Source organism: Streptomyces sp. NPDC047515, assembly GCF_040643055.1.
In the GTDB taxonomy this organism is placed as follows: domain Bacteria; phylum Actinomycetota; class Actinomycetes; order Streptomycetales; family Streptomycetaceae; genus Streptomyces.
Genome location: NZ_JBEYTM010000078.1, coordinates 1 through 24,531 on the forward strand (window position 1 = coordinate 1; position 24,531 = coordinate 24,531).

Annotated in this window: 18 protein-coding genes and 4 pseudogenes; 9 read left to right on the plus strand and 13 right to left on the minus strand. The window is 66.7% G+C overall.

Features of this window, described 5'->3' with window-relative positions; all coding sequences use genetic code 11:
- Positions 1–320 precede the first annotated feature (320 nt).
- A complete protein-coding gene (locus ABZ826_RS35350; RefSeq protein WP_361457979.1) occupies positions 321–1,667 on the minus strand; it encodes an ATP-binding protein in 1,347 nt (448 codons plus the stop codon).
- 296 nt (positions 1,668–1,963) lie between these two features.
- On the opposite strand from ABZ826_RS35350, the gene ABZ826_RS35355 reads away from it, so the two are divergent.
- Positions 1,964–3,706: an amidase gene (locus ABZ826_RS35355; RefSeq protein ID WP_361457982.1), complete on the plus strand. Its 1,743-nt coding sequence runs from the start codon at positions 1,964–1,966 to the stop codon at positions 3,704–3,706.
- A 348-nt stretch (positions 3,707–4,054) separates the two neighbouring features.
- Here ABZ826_RS35355 and ABZ826_RS35360 read toward each other — a convergent pair whose 3' ends face one another.
- Positions 4,055–4,678, minus strand: coding sequence for a hypothetical protein (locus tag ABZ826_RS35360; protein WP_361457985.1), 624 nt, complete (start codon positions 4,676–4,678; stop codon positions 4,055–4,057).
- Between the two features lie 224 nt (positions 4,679–4,902).
- The gene (locus tag ABZ826_RS35365) at positions 4,903–5,361 is read right to left on the minus strand and encodes a hypothetical protein (protein WP_361457988.1); all 459 of its coding nucleotides are present in this window, start codon (positions 5,359–5,361) and stop codon (positions 4,903–4,905) included.
- A 53-nt stretch (positions 5,362–5,414) separates the two neighbouring features.
- Between ABZ826_RS35365 and ABZ826_RS35370 the strand changes: the two genes are divergently transcribed.
- Complete coding sequence (locus ABZ826_RS35370; protein ID WP_361457991.1) at positions 5,415–5,684, plus strand: hypothetical protein; 270 nt, start codon at positions 5,415–5,417, stop codon at positions 5,682–5,684.
- Here ABZ826_RS35370 and ABZ826_RS35375 read toward each other — a convergent pair.
- The 3 genes from ABZ826_RS35375 to ABZ826_RS35385 all read right to left on the minus strand — a co-directional run bounded on the left by ABZ826_RS35375 (position 5,641) and on the right by ABZ826_RS35385 (position 8,871).
- Positions 5,641–6,825, minus strand: coding sequence for an alanine racemase (locus tag ABZ826_RS35375; protein WP_361457994.1), 1,185 nt, complete (start codon positions 6,823–6,825; stop codon positions 5,641–5,643). The genes ABZ826_RS35370 and ABZ826_RS35375 overlap by 44 nt on opposite strands.
- A gap of 59 nt (positions 6,826–6,884) precedes the next feature.
- Entirely contained in the window at positions 6,885–8,150 is a 1,266-nt protein-coding gene (locus ABZ826_RS35380) for an amino acid permease (protein ID WP_361457997.1), read from the minus strand.
- A 262-nt stretch (positions 8,151–8,412) separates the two neighbouring features.
- Positions 8,413–8,871: a RidA family protein gene (locus ABZ826_RS35385; RefSeq protein ID WP_361458024.1), complete on the minus strand. Its 459-nt coding sequence runs from the start codon at positions 8,869–8,871 to the stop codon at positions 8,413–8,415.
- 199 nt (positions 8,872–9,070) lie between these two features.
- Here ABZ826_RS35385 and ABZ826_RS35390 point away from each other — a divergent pair, with 199 nt between their 5' ends.
- On the plus strand, positions 9,071–10,762 hold the full coding sequence (locus ABZ826_RS35390) for a helix-turn-helix domain-containing protein (RefSeq protein WP_361458000.1): 1,692 nt from the start codon (positions 9,071–9,073) through the stop codon (positions 10,760–10,762).
- Positions 10,763–10,835: 73 nt separating this feature from the next.
- On the opposite strand, the pseudogene ABZ826_RS35395 reads toward ABZ826_RS35390, so the two are convergent.
- Positions 10,836–10,988, minus strand: a pseudogene (locus tag ABZ826_RS35395) (IS3 family transposase); the annotation flags it as partial.
- Positions 10,989–11,129: 141 nt separating this feature from the next.
- On the opposite strand from ABZ826_RS35395, the pseudogene ABZ826_RS35400 reads away from it, so the two are divergent.
- A pseudogene (locus ABZ826_RS35400) lies at positions 11,130–12,404 on the plus strand (ISL3 family transposase).
- Between the two features lie 325 nt (positions 12,405–12,729).
- Here the strand turns inward: ABZ826_RS35400 and ABZ826_RS35405 are convergent.
- Positions 12,730–13,557: pseudogene (locus tag ABZ826_RS35405) on the minus strand (transposase family protein).
- Positions 13,558–13,818: 261 nt separating this feature from the next.
- Here ABZ826_RS35405 and ABZ826_RS35410 point away from each other — a divergent pair.
- Positions 13,819–14,769 (plus strand): reverse transcriptase domain-containing protein, encoded by a 951-nt coding sequence (locus tag ABZ826_RS35410; RefSeq protein WP_361458003.1) that lies wholly within the window; start codon positions 13,819–13,821, stop codon positions 14,767–14,769.
- 163 nt (positions 14,770–14,932) lie between these two features.
- Here the strand turns inward: ABZ826_RS35410 and ABZ826_RS35415 are convergent, their stop codons facing one another.
- Both ABZ826_RS35415 and ABZ826_RS35420 read right to left on the minus strand, forming a co-directional pair.
- Positions 14,933–15,271, minus strand: coding sequence for a transposase (locus ABZ826_RS35415; protein WP_361458006.1), 339 nt, complete (start codon positions 15,269–15,271; stop codon positions 14,933–14,935).
- A gap of 336 nt (positions 15,272–15,607) precedes the next feature.
- Positions 15,608–16,630, minus strand: a complete 1,023-nt coding sequence (locus ABZ826_RS35420) for an Lrp/AsnC family transcriptional regulator (protein WP_361458009.1) — start codon at positions 16,628–16,630, stop codon at positions 15,608–15,610.
- Positions 16,631–16,756: 126 nt separating this feature from the next.
- Between ABZ826_RS35420 and ABZ826_RS35425 the strand changes: the two genes are divergently transcribed.
- From ABZ826_RS35425 to ABZ826_RS35440, 4 genes are all read left to right on the plus strand, one after another.
- Positions 16,757–18,235: an amidohydrolase family protein gene (locus ABZ826_RS35425; RefSeq protein ID WP_361458012.1), complete on the plus strand. Its 1,479-nt coding sequence runs from the start codon at positions 16,757–16,759 to the stop codon at positions 18,233–18,235.
- Positions 18,189–19,577 carry an MFS transporter gene (locus tag ABZ826_RS35430; RefSeq protein WP_361458015.1) on the plus strand — a complete coding sequence of 463 codons (1,389 nt, stop codon included), beginning with the start codon at positions 18,189–18,191 and terminating at the stop codon, positions 19,575–19,577. The genes ABZ826_RS35425 and ABZ826_RS35430 overlap by 47 nt, the downstream gene beginning before the upstream one ends.
- 151 nt (positions 19,578–19,728) lie before the next feature.
- Positions 19,729–20,439: an IS6 family transposase gene (locus tag ABZ826_RS35435; protein WP_361458027.1), complete on the plus strand. Its 711-nt coding sequence runs from the start codon at positions 19,729–19,731 to the stop codon at positions 20,437–20,439.
- A gap of 354 nt (positions 20,440–20,793) precedes the next feature.
- A complete protein-coding gene (locus ABZ826_RS35440; RefSeq protein WP_361458018.1) occupies positions 20,794–22,134 on the plus strand; it encodes an IS110 family transposase in 1,341 nt (446 codons plus the stop codon).
- Positions 22,135–22,483: 349 nt separating this feature from the next.
- Here ABZ826_RS35440 and ABZ826_RS35445 read toward each other — a convergent pair whose 3' ends face one another.
- From ABZ826_RS35445 to ABZ826_RS35455, 3 genes and pseudogenes are all read right to left on the minus strand, one after another.
- Positions 22,484–22,795 (minus strand): replication initiation protein, RepL2, encoded by a 312-nt coding sequence (locus tag ABZ826_RS35445; RefSeq protein WP_361458021.1) that lies wholly within the window; start codon positions 22,793–22,795, stop codon positions 22,484–22,486.
- On the minus strand, positions 22,792–23,244 hold the full coding sequence (locus ABZ826_RS35450; RefSeq protein ID WP_266773455.1) for a MarR family transcriptional regulator: 453 nt from the start codon (positions 23,242–23,244) through the stop codon (positions 22,792–22,794). Before ABZ826_RS35450 ends, ABZ826_RS35445 begins: the two co-directional genes overlap by 4 nt.
- A gap of 932 nt (positions 23,245–24,176) precedes the next feature.
- Positions 24,177–24,437: pseudogene (locus tag ABZ826_RS35455) on the minus strand (transcriptional regulator); the annotation flags it as partial.
- Positions 24,438–24,531 lie beyond the last annotated feature (94 nt).

Genomic DNA, 24,531 nt, shown 5'->3' on the forward strand with positions numbered 1-24,531 from the left:
TGCGCGGACCGCTAAATGATCATTCGAAGGTGGACCCGGCTGGCACCCCCGTTCGACCGTCAAGCATCACGGCCGAATGAGCAACAGCCAGTCAGGCACTGCGCGGTCGTGGACACATGGGTGCGGGTGAGGTGGCGTTGGGCGCGCAGGTCGAGCAGGCGGCGCACCGCAGGCTTGCGCAGGGCAGTCAGCGACACCGCGTCGAGAACGGGCTCGGCCGGAAGCGGTGGCTCGATGGAGTCTCTTCATCTGGGCTGCTCGCGTTCAATCAGGGTCCTTCCTGGCCTGCGCACGGGGGGCGATGGTCAGGTGAGTCGGGATCAGGGGTTGGGGCCCAGGCGGGCGCAGGCCCAGGTCAGCAGCGCGCGGTCCGCTGCGGTTCCGGAGCGGCGGTCCAGGGCCGCGTAGACGTGCGAGGTGACCTTCGCCCAGGTACGGAAGTTGCCGTGTGCGCACGTCTCGTCCGCCTGCCGCATGTCGGCGTCCGTGACGGTGTCCCATAGCGGGTGGAACATGCGCAGCACACCGGGGACTTGGGCGGCTTCGAGGCGTGGTGTGTGCTGCCAGGTGAGGATGCGGGAAGCCAGCGCGGGAGCACGCACCAGGGTGCGCTCCGCCCCGGCCCCGCACAGCACCAGGGACGTCTGTGTCCTCGGGGCGTCGACGAGCAGGCGCAGATAGTCCAGTTCAGGGGCAGCGATGCGCTGGACGTCGTCGATGACCAGCACGCCCGGTTGTTGCAGCGCGCCCAGGAGCGCACGGTCGGCGGCCTCGGTCCGGTTCGTCAGCGACGGCGCGGAGAGGCCGTAGGCGGTGAGCAGCGCAGCACGCAGCTGCGGCAGGGCCGGTTTCACCGCCACCAGTGCATGGCGCACCGGAACACGGCGCGGCAGCCTGCGCAAGGCCTGGCGCAGGGCAACTGTCTTGCCGTGCCCGGTGTCCCCGTACACGCACAGCGCACCCCGAGCGGCAACGGTGTGCGCGAGTGCTTCGGTAACCTCGCCAAGCTGCCGGGTGGAGACCACGTGCGCACCCGGCACGTACAAGCGCACCCCGTGACCGAGCGGCGGCGGGCTTGCCTGATCGGGCGCGCCGTCGGGTTCACCGGCCCCGTTCTCAGCGGCGGGCGCAGTAGACCGGCCGTTCTCATCGACCGTGCCCGGCAGCGCAAGCTCGGCCAAGGCACGGTCATAGCGTTCCGGGATTCTGTGGGCATGGGCGGGCCGGGAGATTGCCAGCACCCGGCCCGTCCGCTGCTCACAGTGCACTGCGTGATACAAGGTCGTCAGCGACGGCAGCACACCTGTTTCCAGCGAAGGCGCCACCTCGCCGGTATGCTCCTCCATCCAGCGATGCAGCGCCTTGACGTTCCCGCCCAGGTCCGACAGACGGGCCCACAACTCGTCGGTGAACGCGAACGCCACACGCCGCCGCGGCTCCGCCACCACCTGCCCCGTGTCCCGCGCTACCGCCAGCCAGCGCCACACAGTCCGCAAGGACACCCCGGCCCTATCGGCAGCGATCCACACGTGCACCGTCTCCAAGCTGCCTGCCTCGTCCAGAGCGAGCAGACGACGCACCACCACCTGGCGAGCCAACGCCCGGTCCCGTTCAGGAGAAGCGAGCGACATCGCCCGCGCGGCAACACGCGCCGGGCCCGGGTTCACCCCCGGGCTTACGGCCATGGACAACGGCTGAGCAGTCATACCCACCAGCACACCCGGCGCCCACCCTGTGAGCACAGGAATGTGCATCCTCACGTCAGCCGGATACCAAGTGTGCTAGGCCGAACTAGCGGATGACGACAGCGATTTAGTCACCCCATGACAGCCGAGATCCACTCAAAACGAGCCGGAAAAGACCAGCTCAACGCGCTATCAGCCCGCAACAAACTCGGTGACACCCAACCCACTGACACCACGCAACCCACTCACAATGCAGAACCCAACAGCAGAACGACCCCTTGACGGAGGAGACCACCATGCACACACCCACGCACCCCTCGACGACGCGGCTCGAGTTCCTCACCGCCGTCGAAGCACTCGACGGCTTCCGTTCCGGCGAGTTCTCACCCAGCGACGTCCTCGCCGCACACTGGGAGCAAGTCGATCTAGTCAACCGTCCCCAGGACGGAGGCATCAACGCGCTGTCGCACGAGTATCGCAAGGCGTCGATACAGCAGGCCCGCCAAGCCGACGACCGATACGCGCAGGCCCGCAGCGAGGGAGCACCGACGCCGCCCCTACTCGGCCTCGCAGTCGCAACCAAGGAGAAGCACGCCATCGCCGGCAAACCGGTCACACAGGGCCTGATCGCGCAGACCGGCATCCGCGCCGATTCCGACATGCCGATCATCGAGCGCATCCGCGCCGCGGGCGGCATCGTGCACGCCCGGACGACGACCCCGGAGTTCTCCTGCGCGTCGGTGACACACTCAAAGCTCTGGGGCGTGACCCGCAATCCGTGGAACACCGCGGCCGGACCCGGCGGCTCGTCCGGCGGAGCCGGAGCCGCACTCGCGGCGGGCCTCACCACCCTCGCCACTGCATCGGACATCGGCGGATCAACACGGATCCCGGCCGGATTCTGCGGCGTCGTCGGGTACAAAGCCCCCTACGGCCGCGTCCCCGGCGCCGCTCCTCTCTCTGCCGACTGGTACCGGGGTGACGGGCCGATGGCGCGAACAGTGCTCGACACCGCGCTCCTGGCCTCCGTGATGTCCGGCCAGCACGCGAGCGACCACACCTCATGGGGGCCGCAGAACTCGCGCAAGCTCATCGACATCGCCTCCAGCCCGAAGACCGATCTACGCGGCCTCCGCATCGCCTTCGAACCGACATTGGGCGGGTTCCCGGTCGACCCCGACGTCGCCGCGAATACCCGCAACGTCATCGAAGCGCTCGCTGCCGCCGGAGCGGACATCATCGAGGTACGCGCACAGTGGGACGTCGAGCAGGTGCTCACGACCTGCTTCACCCACTTCGGGCAGATCATGGGCAACGCCCTCTCCGACGCGGTGAACGGCGACCTCGATTCGCTCTCGCCCTATGCGCAGCGGTTCGTCGACATAACCGCGCGAGCGCGCGAAGCATCATCGTTGTTCGACTCGATCAGGATGGATCTCGCGATGCAGGCCGAGATCTCGAGACTGCTCGCGGGGGCGGACACGCTCATCACGCCGACCTCCGCCTGCGCGATGCTTCCCGCCGACGGGAACTTCCTCGACGGCATCACCCTCAACGGCACCCACTACGACAACTACATGGCCGCCCACATGACCATGCCGTTCAACACCGCCAACCGCTGTCCGGTGCTGGCCCTACCGAGCGGGCGAGCGGCGTGCGGGGTACCCACGAGTGTGCAGATCGTCGGCGCACCGCTCAACGAGGCGAGCGTATTCCGCATCGGCGCCGCGATCGAAGCGCTCCTTCCACCGCTCGGGATCGCCCCAAGCATGCAATCGAGGGGACGGGTGCCGATCAAGCGGGGCCGACACGCACGGCGACGAGCGTGTGGGCCGGATTCGTGGTACTCGCCGCGGAGGAAACCGAGAAGGCCACAGTTCCGTCAACGGCACGCGTTTGAGAGGACGACGAATGGCCCCTCAACCGAGGGGCCATTCTTGGAACTGCCGCAAGTCACGCTGCGATCTCTCACCTTCGTGTCAGTACACAACCTGCGCGTATACCGCCCAGTGCACCCCTGATCTCTCATCTCATGACAGTGGCAACACCTGCGGCAAGGCCAATTCCCAGTTCGCTGACCAGCGCGTCCGGACAACACCACGGGAACCCACCACTGACACGCCATCCACTGACACCAAACCGAGAGATCGCACCCAAGGGGACACAGCGAGACGATCGCGGTCACCGGCGAGACGGAGCCGGTGATCGTGAAGCTGGGCGTATGGGTCTCGAACAGAAGTTCCCCGCCGAGTAGCCGAGGGGATTTTCACCCCTCGGCTACTCGGCGAACACGCCCGCCGGCGGCCCGGGTGCGCGGCCATGGGACGGTTGGTGCGCGGCCCCATGACCGCGCACCCGGGGTGACGTCCTCAGTTCGTCGCGTCCGGCTTCACGATGTCCGGCAGCTTCGCCTCGAACAGCTCGTCGAGCTTCAGCGAGGGCAGGATGTGGCCCTGGTTGGCGGCGTTATTGGCCACGCTCGCGCCCCACGAGGAGGCCGCGAGGCGCTGGTTGGGCGTGCCGTGGTGGCCGGAGCTCTTGAAGTAGCAGTCGCCGACCTCGTAGAAGGACTTCTCGGAGTCCAGCACCCGCTTGGTGTTGAGGGCCTCGCCGCGCGAGTGGGTGAGGAAGTACGTGCCGAACGCGTCCGCCATCAGCTCGGTGCGGCGGGTGGCCTCCGGCCCGGTGAGCGTGGTGTTGTCGAAGAGGTTGTCCTCGTACTGCACGTGGTGGCTGAACTCGTGGGCGATGCCGAACTCGGCGGCGGTGGCGTCGGCGCGCTCCTTCCAGTCGGCCGGCAAGGAAGCCAGGATCTTGTCGACGAGCTCCTTCTGATGCGGGTCGAGCAAGGAGGTGTCGATCCCGGAGCCGGAGGACGCGGCGGTGGCGGCGCTGGCCGCCGTGTCGTCCGCGGCCGCCGCCGGCAGGGCAGCACCGAAGGCGCAGGTGGCCGCAATCGCAGCGGTGACGGCCCAGGAGAGCGTCTTCTTCACAAGGAACTCCTTATGTATGCCGGAGCCGACGCGCATGTTTGCCTTGCGGGGCGGAATAGGCGGTCGGCTGTGCCGTTGGCAAGAGTGCGCGGAGAATCGCTCCCTGAGACAGCCGTCTGCACTGTCCAAATCCGGCACGGCAGAAACCTGACGCACTCCATGTGCCAACGGGAACACTTGATGTGACCGTCTCTCACCTGGTGAATCGTCACTCCGGGCAGGCGCTACCCGACGGTCGTCATCACGTGGGCATTATCGCCATGGGATGCATCGTATACATGTGTAATGATTTGAATATGCACCCACTTCGGGCCATCGGACTCACTGTGATCGCTGAGGACACCTACCTCACGCTCGTCCAGCGCGGCCCGACAACGCCGGCCGCGCTGGCGAGCATCCTGCGCGTGACCCCGGACGCCGTCGGCGCGGCAGCCGGCGAACTGACGGGCCTGGGCCTGGTGGAACCGGACGGCGAGCGGCTCATCGCCCGCCCTCCGCGCGCCGCGCTCGACGCCCTCACGGAGATCCGCGCCAAAGAACTCGGCACTCTGCGCGACAGTGCCGACGAACTCTCCCAGGTCTGGCGCGACCACCACGCCGAAAACCCCGCATACATCGAGATCGTCGGGGCGGAGCAGGCCCGTAAAGCGCTTGCCCGGCGCGTCCATGACGAGGCGGTGCATCAGGTCCGCGCTCTGTCATCGGCTCCCCCGGCCGCGGCGGAGTGCCCCCGAGCGTGGCGCCCGGCTGTCGGGAGGCACTCACGCGCGGCGTCGCGTACTCAGTCGTCTACGGCGCTCAGGTACTGCGTGACCCGCTGGGCCGGGACGCCATCCAGGCCTGCGTCACCCTCGGTGAACGCGCCCGCGTCTTCCCCAACGTCGCGCTGAATCTGTTCACCTGTGACGACCGCTTCGCCGTCATCTCCGCACCCCCGCATGACCATCAGTGGCGCCACCACATCACCGCGCATGAGCTGCCTCTGTTCTTCTCACCGACTCGCTGAGCGCTGTGGCGATCGACGATCGGCGGAAGTCGGTACGCCAGACGTCGATCACATCACCGTCGTCGTTGGTGATGAGGTACTCGGGCCACCGGTCAAATGCCGAGCACGGGTGCGAGATCCCGAACTCGACGACATCCGTCGCCTCAAGATTCCATGTGTCGGAGAGCACGGTGTGGTGGTCGTACAGCGCGCGCACACGTCCGCGGACATCGGACTTGTCCTGTCCGGCCGCCGTGCTGGCGGACAGAAGGATCGGCGTCTCGGTGTCGTAGGGAAGGTCGCGCTTCCCGGCTCCGACCACGGCGGTGCCGTCCTCGGCGGCGGACACGACGACCGCACGCACGGCCAGGGCTGGGACGAGGCCGGGAATCGGGCTCACGCGGGCGTAGACGCCGTGATCGTGCGTGACATAGCAACCGGACCTGAGCAACCGGATTGTGCCCGGAACGTCGTCGTCCGTCGGCAGGAAGTCGACGACACGGTCAGGAAAGGCCGATCCGCCCATCGAGTACACGGGGCGGTCGGTCTCGAAGAGTCCGGCGACGTCGAGGTAGACGTCGCGGACCCGGCGGCAGTGTTCGTCCACGGCCGCAAGCGTTTCGTCGGTCCTTGTGTTCGGGGCGACGCCTTCGTACCCGGCGACTCCCACGAGCCGGAGTCCGGGAGCCGCTCGGACGAGCTCCGCTGTGCGGCGGGCCTGCTCCGGGTCGCGGATACCGGTGCGGCCGCCCGGGGTGCCGATGTCCAAAAGCACCTCGAGAGCGGGGCCGTGTGCGCCGAACACCTGTTTCGCTGCGGCGATCCCGGCCGCGGAGTCGACGAAGCACCGGATCTTCCGTTCCGGCTCGGCGGCGAGCCAGGCCCGAAGTCGCGCCAGTCCGAATGGATCGACGATCTGGTTCGCGATGAGGACGGTGTTGTGTCCCCAGCCGAGCACGGTCGCGACCTGGTCGACGGTGGCAACGGTGACGCCGACGGCGCCGGCCGCGATCTGTCGTTCGATGATGGGAGCGGACATCGTAGTCTTGACGTGGGGAGCAAGCGCGACGTCATGGGTCTTGCACCAGTCGGCCATGACGCGGATGTTGCGATCGAGGGCGGCGGCGTCGAGACGCAGCTGGGGGTATGCGGCGGGAATCACGGCTGTTCCTTCAGGTGGCTGCTCGGCAGGGCGTCAGCGCAAGTGGATGGACTCAGGGCTCACAGCGCGCTCGGTGCCCGGGCCGGGACGCGCTCCTTGCGGGCGGCGTTTCGCGACGACATCCGGTAGCCGCCGATGAGAACCGCTGCCCAGACCGGCAGGGCGTACAAGGCGATGCGCTGGCCCTCGTCGAACGCGAGGAGAATCGTCAGAGCTGTGAGGAAGGCGAGGGTGGCCCAGCACAGGGCCTTGGCGTAAGGGAGCCGGAACGTACTCGCGGGTGCCTCACCGCGTTCGACGCGACGCCGGTAGACGAGGTGGCAGACGACGATGACACCCCAGCTCCAGATTCCTCCGAGGGTGGCGACCGACGAGATGTACGAGAACGCCTTCTCCGGGACGATCGCGTTGACCGCGACGCCGACGAGCATCAGAGTGCCGGAGGCGATGATGGCGGCCGCAAACACGTGACCACGGCTGGTCTTCTCGAACACCTTGGGTGCGAGCCCGTCCTCGGCGAGCTTCTTGAGCAGGCGCCCGTTGCTGTACAGCCCGGCGCTGCACGCCGACAGAGCGGAGGCAAGGACGACGAAGTTCATGACGCCGGCGGCCGCGGGAAGCCCAATGTGCGAGAAGCTCTTGACGAAGGGGCTCTCGTCCGCGCTGAACTGATCCCAAGGGAACAGTGACATCAGCACGATCAGGGTGCCGACGTAGAAGATCCCGATACGCCAGGGCACGGAGTTGATCGCCTTCGGTATCACGGACTCCCGGTCCTTGGTCTCGGCTGCGGTCATGCCGATGAGTTCGACGCCCTGGTAGGAGAAGACCACGATCTGGAAGGCCAGAAGGACCGCGAGCAGTCCGTGCGGGGTGATGCCTCCATGATTCCAGAGGTTCTCGATCCCGCCTGCCTGGCCGGCTTTGCCGACGTTGCAGACCAGTGCGAAGATGCCGCCACCGATTAGGCCAAGGATGGTGACGACCTTGATCGATGCGAACCAGAATTCGGTCTCCCCGAAGAATCCGACCTTGGCGAGGTTCAATCCGACGAGTGCGAGCAGCGCGATCAGTGCCGTGAGGTATTGCGGCATCGACGGGAACCAGAACTTGACGAAGACCCCGGCTGCGGTGAGCTCGGCCATACCGATGATGGTCCAGGTGATCCAGTAACCCCAGCCGGTGACGAAACCGTATGCAGGGCCCAAGAACTCGCGCGCATACTCGGCGAAGCTCCCCGCGACGGGCCGGTACATCAGCAGCTCGCCGAGGGCACGCATGATGATGAAGATGAACACGCCGGTGACCGCGTAGACGCCGATCACGGCCGGCCCGGCGTAGGAGATGCCTTTCCCGGATCCGAGGAAGAGCCTCCGATGGCGCCACCGATCGCGATCATGCGGATGTGTCGTTTGTTGAGTCCTTGCGCGAGGCCGTCCTCGTTCGCCCCTTCGGGGGAGCTGTCGACTGTCACGATGTGTCCTTGTTCGCGGTCAGTGTTTGGATACAGGCGTTTTGGGTCGGCGAGGACAGTCGTGGCAGACCGTGCCGGGCGTCGCTCGGTCGGGTCCGGCTGGGTGTCGGGGGTCAGGCAACCTCAACGATGAGTTCGACTTCGACGGGGGCGTTCAGTGGCAGTTCGGCGACGCCGACAGCCGAGCGCGCGTGTGTACCAGCATCACCGAAAACGCTCGCGAGCAGATTCGAGGCGCCGTTGACGACGTCGGGCTGGCCGGCGAAGTCGTCGGCGGAAGCGACGAACCCGGTCACCTTCACGACCCGTACGACCGAGTCGAGGCCGACGAGGGCATCGATCGCAGCAAGTGCATTCAGAGTGCAGATTCCCGCTGCCCTCGACGCGTCCATCATCGAAACCTCGCGGCCGACCTTTCCCGGTCGTTCGATCGATCCTCGCACCAACGGCAACTGGCCAGAGGTGTACACCAGATCACCGGTCCGCACCGCCGGAACATAGACGCCGATCGGCGTGGCCGTCGACGGCAGTTCGAACCCGAGCTCGGCGAGGCTTTCCGCCCATGACGACATGGACGACGCGGAGACAGCGCACCGCGCGTCGCCGGATGCACCGGTGGTGGATGGTGTCGCGAACATGTAAACACTGCCTGCTTTCGGGGGTGGGGCGTCGATGTGCACCAGCGTGCTACGCGTCACCACAACGTGCATCGTGCGGCCGCACCAATCACGACCGAGGTGTGGTGCGGATTCACGAACGACGTACCGTTGGGTGCAGCAGGAAGCAAAAACGAAGGGTGCCATCATGACCAGCCCTGGAGCCAGGCTCGACAACGTCGTGAGCAACCTCGCCGGCACTCTGCTGGAGGTTCTTGCGGGGACCGTCGACGGAACGACGTTGATCACCGACGTCGTCGTCGACGATCCGCGGGAACAGGTACCGGTTCGCCCCGGGGCCATGCTTCTGTGTACCGCCGCCGATGTCCGAGATCTGCCGGCCTTGCTCGATCGTGCGGTCACACGCCAGGCGCCCGCCCTCGTGGTACGTGCGCCGCTGGATCTCGAGCCGGAGCTGCGTGCTCGCATCGGACGCAGCGGTGTGGTCCTGCTCGGCCTCGCCGGCGGAGCAACGTGGGCACAGTTGGTCGTCCTGCTCCGCTCGCTGCTCTCCAGCAGTGCGAGCGGCGAGGAACTGCTGGCCGGAATGCCCGCGGAAGACTCGTTCGCCCTGGCCAACGCGATCGGATCACTGCTCGACGCGCCGATCACCATCGAAGATCGCGACTCACAGATTCTGGCGTTCTCCGATCGCCAGAACGAGGCTGATCAAACACGGATCGAGACGATTCTCGGACGCGTCGTTCCCCAGCACGCCCGCCTCGCGCAGGAACGAGCGGGCGTCTTCAAACGGCTCTACGCCGGCGAGAAACCGATCTTCATCGACACACCGCAGATCGAAGGAGTGCCAGGTCTTCCGCGCGTGGCGATAGCCGTACGAGCAGGTGACCAAGTGCTCGGCTCGATCTGGGGGGCTGTCCCTGGGCCCCTGAGCAACGAGAAGGAGCAAGTACTCGTCGATGCCGCGAAAGTCGTTGCGCTGCAGCTGCTGCGGCACCGTATCGGTGTAGACATCGACCGGCAGGTTCGCGCGGACCTCATCGCAACCGCATTGACGGGAGGCGCCCCGGCGTCGGGCGCGATCGAGCGTCTTGGACTGGCGCACCGGACCGTGACGGTGCTCGGCCTGTCCCTTCCGAATGGGAACTCGGCCGACACTGCCGTCTCCGGGCAAACGCGACGGCAGACCTTGGAACGGATCACCGACTCCTTCGCATTTCACCTGTCGGTCGCGGCACCCGGCGCGGTTGCCGCATTGGTCGGCGACGTGTGTTATGCGATCCTGCCGGCGCCGATCCGGAAAGGAAAAGAAAACGTCACGGCCATGGCCCAGCGGGTTTCGAACGATTTCCTCGACCGTGCACGGGACAGATCTGGAGGAGTGGCGATCGGTATCGGTCGCGACGGCTCGTCATCCGGTCCGGCCAACCTCGCTCGCTCGCGGCACGATGCGGACAGAACCCTACGTGTCCTGCGCCAGGAACCAGCCGGCCGAGTCGCGGTGTTCGCCGACGTCCAACTAAACGCACTCTTGCTGGAGATCGGTGACCAACTGCACAATGAGGGCGGACTGCTGGACGGCCCCATCGCCCGGCTGCATCACCACGATCGAGAACACGGAACCACGATGGCGGAAACCGTGGCCCAATGGCTCGACCACCTCGGCAACACCCTGAACGCATCTGCGGCCATGGATGTACACCCCAACACATTCCGATACCGCCTTCGCCGAGCGGCAGAAATCGCGCAACTGAACCTGAATGATCCCGACGAACGCTTTGCGGCGATGCTCGAGTTCCGGCTCACTCGGCAACGACCGTCCACGGAAGCCACCGCCGCAGCTTGACGCTTATCCGCGTGGGATGTCTTGTCAGCGGCGACCGCGCCCGGCGGGCCTTGACCCCGGATCTTGAACACGTCTATGCGGCTCGGGTCAGGGTAGTTGCTGTTGGGTGGAAGGTGTTCTCGTAAGCGATCGGGGATCGTTGTCCGAGGTGAGAATGCCGGCGTCGGGTGTTGTAGCGGGACAGCCAGCGGAAGGCGTCGAGTCGGGCCTCGTGCTCGTTTGACCAGCTCATCGCAGGTTCGACGACCTTTATAGGGCTCTCCTGTCGGATCCGTGGGTCGCTGACCAGGGCTGATATGCAGAACACGCCGTACCCCGGCTACGTTTCGACTTGCGAAGGTACGAAACGGAAGAACCTGGATACGGCGTGCGATCTGCAAGGATATGGTCTCGGTTGCTCGGAGTCGAACAGACGGTGGTCGAGTCGGTCGAGGCTGAGGAGGGCGCCGGCCCGGAGGCCGGCCCCGAGGACGTGGTGATCGTGGCCCATGCCCGCCCGGCGCGGGGTCGGCGGCAGCGATGCGGGGTCTGCGAGCGCCGGTGCGCCCGGTTCGACAACTGTGAGGGCCGCCGGCGCTGGCGGGCGCTGGACCTGGGCTCGGTCCGGGCGTTCATCGAGGCCGACGCTCCGCGGGTGTCCTGTCCCGAGCACGGCGTGGTCGCCGCCCACGTGCCCTGGGCCCGCCACGGGGCCGGGCACACCCTGGCCTTCGACGACACCGTGGCCTGGCTGGCCACGCACTGCTCCAAGACCACGGTCACCCAGTTGCTGAGGATCGGCTGGCGCACGGTGGGCGGCATCCGCGCCCGGGTGTGGGCGGACGTCGAGCAGTGCGTGGACCTGCTGGCGGGCCTGCGCAGGATCGGCATCGACGAGATCTCCTACAAGCGGCACCACAAGTACCTGACCGTGGTGGTGGACCACGACAGCGGCCGACTCGTGTGGGCCGCGCCGGGCCGTGACAAGGAGACACTGCGGGGCTTCTTCGACCTGCTCGGCGAGCACCGCTCGACGAGAATCACGCACGTCAGTGCGGACGCGGCCGACTGGATCGCCGCCGTGGTCGCCGAGCGCTGCCCGCAGGCGGTGCGGGTGATGGATCCGTTCCACGTGGTCGCCTGGGCCACCGACGCGCTCGACACCGTGCGCCGCGGGGTGTGGAACGCCGAGCGCGGCGGCAAGGGCCGCGCCACCCCGGGCTCGAAGTCGCTGTAGAAGGCCCGCTGGGCGCTGTGGAAGAACCCGGACAACCTGACCGAACACCAGCGCGCGCAACTGGAGTTCATCGCGAAGGCCCATCCGGTCCTGCACCGCGCCTACCCGCTCAAGGAGGGCCTACGGCTCGCGCTGAAGTCCGGCCTCGACACCGCCGAGGCATTGTGGGACTGGGTGCTGTGGGCCCGCCGGTCCCGCCTGGAGTCCTTCGTCAAACTACAGCGGTCCATCGTCAAGCACTGGGACGCCATCACCGCCGCCGCAGAACACGGGCTGAGCAACGGCCTCGTCGAGAGCATGAACACCAAGATCCGACTGATCACCCGCATGGCCTTCGGCTTCAAGAACCCAGACGCCCTGATCGCGCTCGCCATGCTCAGCCTCGGCGGCCACCGCCCTCACCTACCAGGCCGTCAAACCGCATAACTGCACCCACGGAAGCGACAGGAGAGCCCTTTAAGTCTCGTTGCCGATCCCTGTTTCCTTCTGGTGGCCTGGGATGGATGAGGGGTAACAAGGGTGCCCGTACGGCTGGAGTGGACGGGCGAACGGCCCGTTCGGTTGAGGCCGGGCAGGGCGTTGGGGATTTTCTCGACGGACTGCGGTCGCAGTTGAAGGACCGTAGTTTCCGCCCGTTACCGGTACGGGAGCGCGTGATCCCAAAGGCGGGCGGAAAGCTCCGTCGCCTGGGGATCGCGACCGTTACTGAACCCTTCTCGGTAACGTCTCGTGACGGTTCGTGATCTTCGTTTCAGGTGGTGCGTCCGTGTTCGATCTGGAGCAGGACGAGGGCGGCGCGGGCGATGCGGGTGATGGCGACGGGGTCCAGGCTGACCCGGCGCAGGGCCTTGAAAGTGACCTTGAGCAGGGCGTTGGCGCGTTCGGCGACGCCGTGGATGCCTCGGATGACCTTGTTGAACGCCTACTGGTGCTCGGCGAGTTCGCCGCCCTGGGGTTTCTTGACCGGGTGGCGGAAGCCGGGGCCGGCGTTCTCGTAGCCCAGGTCGGTCAGGGTGGGCATGTCCAGGGCGGTGGCGAGCCGGTTGAGCGCGTCGATGAGCCCGTGGGTGCGGGCGCAGGTGGTGTCGTGCTCGCGGCCGGGCCGGACCGGGGAGACCCGGAGTGGCCAGCCGTCCGGGGCGGAGATGACCTGCACGTCGCCGCCGTGGTGCTTGTGCTTCCCTGACCACCAAAGATCGGCGCCGTTGGGGCCGGGGGCGGCGACGCGGTCGGTGCGGATAACCGTGCCGTCGAGGTTGAGATGGGTGTAGCCGGCTGCCGCGGCTCGCTCCAGCGCGGTGGACAGGTCCGGGGCGTGGTCGGCGAGCACAGTCAGTCCCTCGTGCGGGTAGCGGTAGGACGTGGGCAGCGATATGGCGTTGTCGCGGGCGAGTTGGGACATGCGGGTGCCGTCGATGAACCACCGCAGGACCAGGACCGCCTGGCGGAAGGCGCCCAGGGCCCGGGTGGCCTTGCGGGTCCCGACGCGCTCGCGGTGCTCCTGCAGGAGCCGGGCGAGGTGCTCGGCGGTCGCCCTGCTGACATCGAGGACAGCGGTGTAGGTGAAACTGGAGGGCACGTGGAGCCTCTGGTTGCTGTACGGAACGTGATCTTCGCAGAGTCGTTCCTACCAGGGGCTTCACGCGTGTCTGACGTCAGGTCACCGTCCAGGCCACGCAAGCTCGTTACTCAACGCAACCGACAGGTTGCCGAGAAGACCTCACTGACCGGGTGGTCCAGGCATCCTTGAAACTGGTGCTGGAGCCAATTTTCGAGGCGGATTTCCTCCCGTGTTCCTACGGGTTCCGCCCGAATCGTCGGGCCCATAACGTGGTGTGAGGTGCGCTATCTCTCTTCGCGGCCACGCAATTATGAGTGGATCGTCGAGGGAGACATCACGGCCTGTTTCGACGAAATCTCGCATCCGGCCCTGATGGACCGGTTGCGGCATCGAGTCGGTGACAAACTCGTCCTGGAACTGGTAAAGGCTTTCCTCAAGGCGGGCGTCCTCGGAGAGGACCGCCTGCTGCGGGAAACCACCGCCGGAACCCCACAAGGGTCGATTCTCTCGCCTCTGCTCAGCAACGTGGCGCTTTCCGTCCTGGACGAGTACATAGCCCAGGCTCCGGGAGGCCCGAGTGCTGGGAAGGTGGACCGCGCCAGACGGCACCGCCATGGTCTGCCCAACTACCGCCTTATTAGGTACGCGGACGACTGGTGCCTGATGGTCTTCGGCTCGAAAGCTGATGCCGAGGTCCTGCGCGAGGAAATCGCTGAGGTCTTGTCCACGATGGGCTTGCGCCTGTCACCGGAGAAGACGCTGATTACCCATATCGATGAGGGCCTGGACTTTCTCGGGTGGCACATCCAGCGCCACCGCAAGAGAGGGACCAGGCAGCACTACGTCTACACCTACCCCGCGAAGAAGGCTGTTCAGGCCGTGAAGCGGAAAGTCAAGACGCTGTGCCGAGAGGTCGAAGTGAACCAGCCGTTGGATGACCTGCTGCGTCAGCTGAATATGGCGTTGCGGGGCTGGTGTACTTACTTCCGGCCCGGGGTTTCCTCCGTGACCTTCGCCTATCTGAGCCACTACACGTGGCGGACGGTATGGCGTTGGATGCGGCGCAAACACCGCCGGTCCACTTGGAAGGAACTCCGCCACCGCTATTGCGGCAGCGGTTGGTGGCCCGCCAGTGAAGACAGAGAGCTGTTCGACCCCGAGAAGGTAGGAACGACCCGCTACCGATATCGAGGTTCGATTATTCCGGCTCCCTGGCCTATCGCGGGATGAGGATGTCCAACACGCAGCCCGTTTCGGGGATTGTGGGGAGCCCGGTGCATTGAGAGGTGCCCGCCGGGTTCGGGAAGCGGTCCGGGGAAACGGGCCGGTCGAAAGGCCGGCAGCGCGCCCCGGGCCGACTTTCACCGACCGGCCACACACGCGCTCGTAGCGTTCATCGACGAGCACCGGGACCGCTTCGGCGGCGTCGAGCCGATCGCCAATCCCCCGCGAAATACCGGGCCGCCTTGCGGAGGATGTCCCGCTCCTCCTCCAACTCGCGGATCCTCTTCCGCGCGGCCTCCAGCTCCGCCTGAACCGCGTCACCACCAGGCTGCGGCGCCGCGGGCGTGGAGTGAGCACCGGACCGACGTCGGTCAGCGGCCCTGATCCAGCTCCGCAGCGTCTCGGTGTTCACCCCGAGGACGGTGGCGACCGACTTGATCGTCGCTCCCGGACGCGACCGGTACAGCGCGACCGCGTCCGCCTTGAACTCGGCGGGGTAGTGCTTCATCCCCACAGGGACTCCGTTCTCCTGGACCATCAAGATCCAAGTCTCTCCGGTGTCCAAAACCCGGGGTCAGGGCCCGTGCCTGGGGTGAACGCCTCGTGCAACTCGCGGGAGGAGATCGTGCGCTTGAACCGCGGTACGTTCCACCGAAGCCATGCGCCGCATGATCCCGGCCGCTCACCCGTACGGAGCACGCACGGCCGCACCAGTCGCAGACATCACAAGCGTATGACCAGGGAAGAAGCCATCCGGGCACCCCGCCGCGAATCATCAGAAGAGCCCACGAACGGGTGACTCTCCAGAGGAGACCGCGAGTCTCAGATGGCCACCGTAGACGGCCTACGGCACCGGCGTATTCCGGCTGCCCTCCTGCAAGGCTGCCCAGGGGTCCACCGGTACGACTCGGGTACTTCGGCCCTGGTCGTCGAGGATGCGGCCGTGGACCTTGGTCATCTGCAGGACTAGCCTGCGGTCCACCACCTTGGCGTCGGGGTGTTCGCGGGCGATCCGGATCAGCAGGTCGTTCAGGTGGTTCAGGGACCGCAGGCCCACGATCAGGGCCAGGTTCGTCGGGCTGGTCACGGCCGCGCAGAACCGGGTTTCCAGCCAGCCGCCCAGCGCCTTGCCGATGCTCTGCACCGTGGTGTCGGGCACGGTCAGCCACAACAGCGCCAAGGCGTGCCAGCCCGCGAGCGGCCGGGCCACGTCGCACCGGAACGCGATGTCGCCGTGCCGGTACAGCCGGTCCAGGCGACGCTTGGTGGCCTGCGGCGAGGTGTTCAGCTCGGCTGCCAGGCTCGCGTAGCTGCGGCGGCCGTCGTGCCCGAGCGCCAGGAACAGGGCCCGGTCGGCGGCGCCGAACGGCTGGATCTTCCGAGGCGGCGGCCCGACAGCCTCGCGGACCTGTTGGGCCTGGCTGCGGTTCATCACGCCGAGCCGCCAGAGGATGCCACCGAAGATGCTGCCGAAGACGTGGCTGCGGACGTTGGTGACCTGCTCCGGCAGCGGCAGCGTGTTCAGCAGCACATTCGTGATCGCACCCAGCGTCGGGGCCAGGATGAGGGCGAAGACCTGGTACTCGCCGGTCGTCACCCCGACGGTGAACACGTGCGGTAGTTCGGCGAGCCGCTCGGCGACCTGCTTCGCGGTGCCCGGTGCGCAGGCGAATTCGACGACCGTCCCCATGAACAGACTGTCGCCCAATGCCACGGTGATCCAGGCGGCGCCCGCGTCGGTGAGCCGCTGCCAGCGCCGGGCCAGCGTGATCGGCGCCAGCTCCAGGACTTCGGCCAGCGCGGTCCAGCTCGCTCGCGGGTTGATCTGGAGGGCGTCCACCAGTTCGAGATCGACTTCGTCCAGCACCGGTGACCTCCTCGCGGTTGACGGCCGGATGGATGGTGGAGTCGTTTTCCAACATCCAAGCCGGTTCTGACGCAGATATCCATCGTTCTGCGGTTGCTGTGACGAGTTTCCCCGACGCTGCTTCGCATGGTGAGTGACGTGCAACACTTCAACCTGGTCTTGGCTGGCGCGCGGGTGATCGACCCGGAAACCGGTCTCGATGAGGTGCGCAACATCGGCATCAGCGGCAACCGGATCGCGGCGGTGACCACGGATCGCCTGGCCGGCGACACGGTCGTCGACGTCTCGAACCGCGTGCTGGCACCGGGTTTCATCGACATGCACAGCCATGCGCAGACGGTGACCGGGCTGCGCATGCAGGCCCTCGACGGCGTCACCACGGCACTGGAACTGGAAGCGGGCGCGCTGCCGGTTAGTACCGCCTACGCGGAGGCTACCGCGGAAGGACGGCCGATCAACTTCGGGTACTCGGCGGCCTGGGCACTGGCCCGGATGCGGCTGTTCGACGACGTGGAGCTGGGTGGGTCGTTCGACATGTTCTCGAAGTACCAGGGCGCGCCGAACTGGCGCCGCCCGGCCAGTGCGCGCGACCTGGCGCAGCTGCTAGACCTGCTGGAGGAGCAGGTCCACGACGGCGCGCTCGGCATCGGGGTGCTGGTCGGGTACGCGCCCGACTCCGGACGCGACGAGTACTTCGCGGTCGCCTCGCTGGCCGCACGCTTGGACGTGCCTACGTACACGCACACCCGCTTCATCTCCACGGAGGAACCGGGAACCTCGTTGGAGGGCGCTCTGGAAGTGATCGCTGCGGCTGCCGGCACCGGGGCGCACATGCACATGTGCCACATAAACAGCACGTCGAACCGGATGATCGACGGCATCGCCGGAGCCGTGGAGCGGGCCAGGGGCTACGGCCTGCACGTCACGACGGAGGCATACCCCTACGGTTCGGCGTCCACAGTGATCGGGGCGGCATTCCTCGCGCCCGAGCAGCTGCACCGGCTCGGCATGGTGCCGAAGAACATCCTTTGCCTGTCCACCGGAGAGCGTGTCGCGGACGCGGCGCGACTGGCGGAGCTGCGGGAGCGAGATCCCGGGGCACTGATCCTCTACGACTGGCTCGACGAGTCGGACCCAGCGGATCTGACGACGTTGCAGCGCTCATTGCTGTTCGCCGACACTGCGATCGCCTCGGACGCTGTGCCGCTGGTGGGGCAAGTCGGCGAAACCTGGCCGGTCGCCGACGACGTCTACACGCACCCGCGCAGCGTCGGCTGCTACGCGCGCACGTTCGGCTGGCTGGTCCGCGAACTGGGCGTGCTGCCGCTCGTCGAAGCCGTCCGGCGCTGCACCCTGCTGCCGGCGCAGATTCTGGAGACCGCGGCACCCGCGATGAAGCGCAAGGGCCGGATCCAGGTCGGTGCCGACGCCGACATCGTGGTGTTCGATCCCGCCACGATCGCCAGCGGTGCCACCGGCACCCGGGTGCGGCCGTCCACCGGTATCGAGCACGTGCTCGTGGGCGGCACCTTCGTGGTCCGCGACGAGCAGATCCAACTTGACTGCCTGCCCGGCGAACCGATCTTCGGTCGCCACCGCAACTGAGGGAGCAAGCATGACCAACACTGCCGTGGCGCGGGATGCCCTGTACCGCCGGGTGAGCCAGCGAATCCTGCCGCTGCTCATCCTCTGCTACACCTTCTCCTTCCTGGACCGGGTCAACATCGGGTTCGCCAAGCTGCACATGCAGCAGGACATCGGGATCAGCGAGTCGGCCTACGGGCTGGCCGCTGGGATCTTCTTCCTCGGCTACGTGATATTCGAGGTGCCCAGCAACCTGTTGCTGGAGAAGATCGGCACCCGCAAGACGATCGTCCGCATCATGGCCCTCTGGGGACTCACCGCGGCGGCGATGATGTTCGTCGGCGATGCGACGACCTTCTACGTGCTGCGCTTCCTGCTCGGCGTGTTCGAAGCCGGTTTCGCGCCCGGCATCATCTTCTACCTCACCTACTGGTACCCGCCGGCGCGGCTGGCGGCCCCCATGGGGCTACTGTTGCTGCCCGGCCCGATCGGCTCGATGCTCGGCGGACCGGTGTCCGCCGAGCTGATCACCAACTTCGACGGTGTCGCCGGATTGCACGGTTGGCAGTGGATGTTCCTGCTGGAAGGTCTGCCGTGCGTGGCGCTCGCGTTCATCGTGTGGAAGACGCTGGCCGACACGCCGGACGAGGCGCATTGGCTCAGCCCCGAGGAGAAGGAGCTGCTCCGCCGCGATCTCGCGGTGGACCGGGACAAGGGCAAGCAGAGCTTCCAGCAGGTCCTGCGCGATCCTCGGGTCTACGCCCTGGCAGTCGGGTTCTTCTGCCTGATCAGCGGCATGTACGCGGTGAGCTTCTGGCTGCCCACCATCCTCACGGAGAACGGGCTCACCGACACCGTCTCGATCGGCCTCTACTCGGCGCTGCCGTACGCGTTCGCCATCGTGCTGATGGTCATGCTGGGACGGCACTCGGATCGCACCGGTGAGCGCCGCCTGCACAGCTCGATCGCCGCGCTGATCAGTGCCGTCGCGCTCGCGGTCGCCGCCTTCACGGCCAGCAGCTTCGCGGTTTCGCTGGTCGCCGTGATCGTCGCGACAGCGTGCGTGTGGGCGGCGTACTCGGTGTTCTGGGCGATGCCGTTGGGGTATCTGAAGGGCACGGCGGCGGCTGGCGGGGTCGCGCTGATCAACAGCATCGGCCTGCTTGGCGGCTTCATCAGCCCAACCCTGATCGGTTTCCTCAAGGACGCCACTGGAAGCACGACGGTGGGCCTACTCTCGGTGAGCGTCCTGCTCCTGATCGGCAGCCTCGTCCTCTACGCCAACCGGCTCCCGGTGGGTGCGGCGCCAGGGTCTGCTGATCGACAGCCAAGCCTGGAAGGCGATCGCCAAGGCGCTGCATGAGCTGCCCCTGCGACCGGGATTCCGCAACATCTCGATAGGCCCGCCCTCGGTGCCAGCAGGCCGTGACCCTTGTGGGGGCGCTGTCACGTTGGCTGACGGGGTGGGAGGATCCTCGGGCTGATCGCGGTGGAGGGGGTCGTCCGTGGAGGGCATGTCGCCGTCGTGCAAGGGGCACCGGTATCCGGTCGAGGTGATCTCGCACTGCGTGTGGCTGTATTTCCGGTTCCCGCTCAGTTTCCGTGAGGTCGAGGAGCTGATGCTGGAGCGCGGCGTGATCGTCTCGTACGAGACGGTCCGCCGCGGGTGCCTGAAGTTCGGTCAGCAGTACGCCAACGGACTGCGCCGCCGGCGGCCCCAGCCCGGCGACAAGTGGCATCTGGACGAGGTCTTCATCAAGATCAACGGTGAGAGGAAGTACCTGTGGCGGGCTGTCGACCAGGACGGCAACGTGCTGGACATCCTGGTGCAGAGCCGCCGGGACACGGCTGCGGCCCGGCGCTTCTTCCGCACGCTGCTGACAAAAACGGGCGGGGTGCCGCGGGTGATCGTCTCGGACAAGCTCCGCTCCTACGGCGCGGCCCACCGCGAGGTCATGTCCTCCGTCGAGCACCGTTCCCACAAGGGCCTGAACAACCGGGCCGAGAACAGTCATCAGCCCACCCGGCAACGCGAACGGGCGATGAATGGCTTCCGCAGCGTGGGCGCCGCGCAGCGGTTCCTGTCCGCGTTCAGCGGCATCTCCCCCCGCTTCCGGCCCCGCCGCCACCTGATGAACGGCACCCGACACCGTGCCGAAATGACCGTCCGCTTCACCATCTGGGAGCAGATCACCGGCGTCACCGGCCGGCCTGCCGCGGCCTGAGCCCAGGGCCGACACCCGGCCCCACCACACCTCGACACACCGTCAGACACCCACACACCCAACAACGTGACAACGCCCCTGCGCTCACTTCGCACGTTGCGCAGGGCCAACCCATCTGACAGGTCAGTCCCCCTGTTCCCTTCGGGTGCGCCTTGCCGGCGTGAAAGCATGGCTGCGGCGCCTGCCCGCCGATGCCGGTAGCTCGTTGGGACGTTGAGCCCATAGGTCAGTCTGGTGCCGGGGCCGCAGAGGGGCCACGCATTGTTGCCATCGAGCACGCCGGTCAGATTCTCTCTCCCCCGCGGCCCCTTGGGCAGGCGTCGGCCCGTACGGATCGATACCAGGGAGTGGCGCATGACGGACACCGAGGACAGCGGTGGCACCGAGGAGATCGAGCAGGCCGAGGAGCTCGTGGCCCGTGTCGCGGCGATCGATATCGCCAAGGCTTCCGGGATGGTCTGCGTGCGGGTGCCACACGAGGACAAGCCCGGCAAGCGCGTGCAGCGGGTCTTCAACACCGTCGCGACCAGCGGCGCGATCCTGGACCTGGCTGACCACCTGATCTGCCAGGGCGTCAACCGAGTGGTCATGGAAGCCACGTCGACCTACTGGAAGCCGTACTTCTTTCTGCTGAAGTCACGTGGTCTGGAGTGCTGGCTGGTCAACGCCCGTGACGTCAAGAACGTCCCCGGCCGGCCCAAGACCGTCCGCCTGGACGCGGTCTGGCTGGCCAAACTCACCGAACGCGGCATGCTCCGGCCCTCCTTCGTGCCCCCGAAACCAGTCCGCGAACTGCGCGACCTGACCCGGGCCCGGGCGGTCATGACGCACGAGCGCACCCGCCACAAGCAGCGCACCGAGAAACTCCTCGAGGACGCCCAGATCAAGCTGTCCACCGTGATCGCCGACGTCTTCGGCGCCTCCGGACGCGCGATGCTGGAGGCACTGATCACGGGTGAACGCAGCCCCAAGGCCCTGGCGGACCTGGCCCACGGCACCATCAAGGCCGGCCACAGCACCCTGGCCGAGGCCCTGACCGGCCGATTCGAGGAGCATCACGGGTTCATGTGCCGGATGCTGCTGGACACCGTCGACTACCTCACCGTGCAGATCGACAAGCTCACCGCCCGTATCACCGTGCGCCTGGCCGAACTGTCCACCGCCGAAGACGGCGAAGGCCCCGGACAGGGCACCCTGATGCCGATCACCGACACCGAGCGCCTCGACGAGATCCCCGGCGTCGGCCCCAGCACCGCGCAGGTCATCCTCGCCGAGATCGGCCTGGACATGTCGGTCTTCCCCACCGCCGGCCATCTCGTGTCCTGGGCGAAACTCTCCCCACGCACCCTCCAGTCCGGAAACAAGAACACCTCCGGGCCCACCGGCAAGGGCAACCCCTGGCTCCGCGGCGCCCTCGGCGAAGCAGCGATCTCCGCCGCACGGACCGACACCTTCCTCGGCGCCCGCTACCGCCGGATTGTCAAACGCCGCGGCCACATGAAAGCCCTCGTCGCTGTAGCCCGCTCCATCCTGGTGTCCATCTGGCACCTCATGAACGACCCGACCGCCCGTTACCGCGACCTCGGAGCCGACTTCCACACCCGCAACCTCGATCCCCACCGCAAGAGCCGAAAACTCGTCCGCCAGCTCAAGGCCCTCGGCCACGACGTCACCCTCACCCCGGCAACCGCCTGACCTCGCCCGCACCGCACCACGAGAGCCCTCCGACCGTCACCGCCGAAGGGCTAACTCGCCGTACCCGTCCGACCGTTGAGTTTTCCGGTCAGACATCCAGATGTGACCGCCGGCCAGCCTGGCAGCGACGACTGCGCCCGCGAGTGCGGCGAGAGCCGTTCACGGGAGGCCTCCCGCTGCCCCAGCTGCGAGCGCTTCTGTGTGAACGCCCTCGCTTGGCGAAGGCGTTCACACAGAAGCGGTGTTGAGCTTGCCTACTCGACCATCATGTACGTGAGGTCAATGAGCACGGGCCCTGAGAGCGGTACTCATTGATCTCACGTACATGAAATCTGGTCCTCGGAGCCGTTCAGGTTGCACGGCGCAGGGGGATGACGACACCCTCGCCTGTGCTTTTCGCGCTAAGCCGGTAGTAGCTGATGTGTGCGAGCCGGTCGGTTTCCTCGAGCCAGCCAGCCTCGATGACCTGGCGCCGGGTTCGAGAGAAGACAGTCGGAGACATTCCGACGAGCTTGGCGAGGTTGGCACCGGTCTCGATGACGGCGCCGCCGCGGTCGGTGGGGTGCATCGCGTAGAGCATGACGACCAGGCGCTGGTTGGCAGTCATGCCGGCAGTGCGGTGGAGGACGTCCAGGAGCTTCTGCTTGTCCTCGTTGTTCACTGGGCCTCCCAGAGCGAAGGGATGGTGTTGTCGAAGCCGGGGATGTCCGGCGGGTTGCACGTCTTGATCGCTTCCCGCTGCTCGATCCCGGGTCCGTGAAAGGCGATGTACGGGCTGATGCGGTACAGCCTGTAGTTGCCGATGCGCCCGCGCTCGATCAGGATGCGCCGCTTGAGGAGTTTCCGGTTGATCTTGCCGACGGCATCGGCGGTCATGCCGACCTTCTTGGCGATGTCCGCACCGGTCGCTCTCAGCGGTGCCATGCCCTGTGGGGAGACTCCAATCCACCACAACACCATGTACTTCTGGCTCGGGGTGAATTCCTTGCTCTCGGTGATCGCTTCGACCCTGGCTTTGTCGACCTGGATGTGCTCGCCGGAGAAGGCGTAGGGCGCATAGGGAATGGCCTCGCCTGTGTCGGCATCGACCAGTCTGCGTACCGCTCCCAACGGGCCCTCCCCTGACTGGGCATTGCTGTGATGTGCATGAGCAGCGACCCGGAGGGCCGACCAGATGAACTTAACGTACATGAGCCCTGAGTGGATGAACCCCGCCTCCAGGGCGTGTCGATCGACCTGTTCGTCAATCCGTCGCTGGGACCAGTCCGCCCAGTCACGGCACCTACTGATGTACGTGACGTCAATCTACTCAGGTCCTACAGCCGTAGTCACGGTTCTCAGAGCATGGGCACCGCGATCCCCCAAGCCGCCTGCCCTGGTCTCAAGAACTGAGTGCACGATGCTGTGAACTGGCTGCCAGATCGTCAGAACCTGAGCGAGCACGCGTTTTCGCAGGTCATGGTGCTTTTAAGGTCTGCACGCTCTTTAACAGGTAGGACGGGCCGTCGACGGGACAGCGCCACAGCACCTCGGGCTGTGGAAACCCGTCGTGCAAGGCGAGGCTCAGTGCTTCCCGACAGGGCCTTCAGCTGATGCCCGCTCACTCCCGTCGGCAAAAACCCTGCTCGCATCCCCCAACCTCAACCAGCGAAAGCACGCCACGGCGCGGTCGCAGTGGACGGAACACCCGCCATGTATGCCTCCATCAGTCCCACCGGCTTCAGCCACTCTGTTCACTACCGCCTCTATCGGTCTGCAGCCGCCCGAGCACCTGCGGACCCCGTCGGTACACCGGAGGCCCGCCAGGGCCGAGGGTGCACCGACCAATGGGCGTAAAGAGCGCCTTCGCGTCTGGTACTGCTCAGGGTCAAGGAGGTCTTGAGTCCAGAGGTCCGGAGGACGGCGGTCAGGGCCGGGTCGACCTGCTTGTGCCGCTCCATCGCGGCGAGGAACTGGCGGTCGTCCAGGTCCCGGGTGACGCCGAGGTCGGCGAGGGTGTCGACGTACGCCGTCTTGAGCCGGTCGTGCCACGGGTCCAGGTCCTGCTTGACCACGGGGTGGTCCTCGGGCAGGCGCAGGGAGCGGCGCTGCTCGTGGCCCTCCAGGCGCTCTGGCAGCCCGAGCTTCACGGCCGCGGACGCGGTGAGCACGATCAGCGGGTCGGAGTCCTTGCCGTTGCGGTGCAGCTTCGGCGCACCGAGACCGGACTCCTTGAGGGCCCACTCCACTAGCTGAGGCACGGTGGTCGCCTGGCAGTCCAGCACGATGCCATCGACGCCGTACGCGGAGCCGTCGCCGTCCAGCGGAACCTGTCAACGTGATCAAGGCAGGTAGGTCGTTCTATTGCTGTGCCGGGATCGTTTGATCTTGAGAGGGTCTGTTGATCCAGGCAGCCTC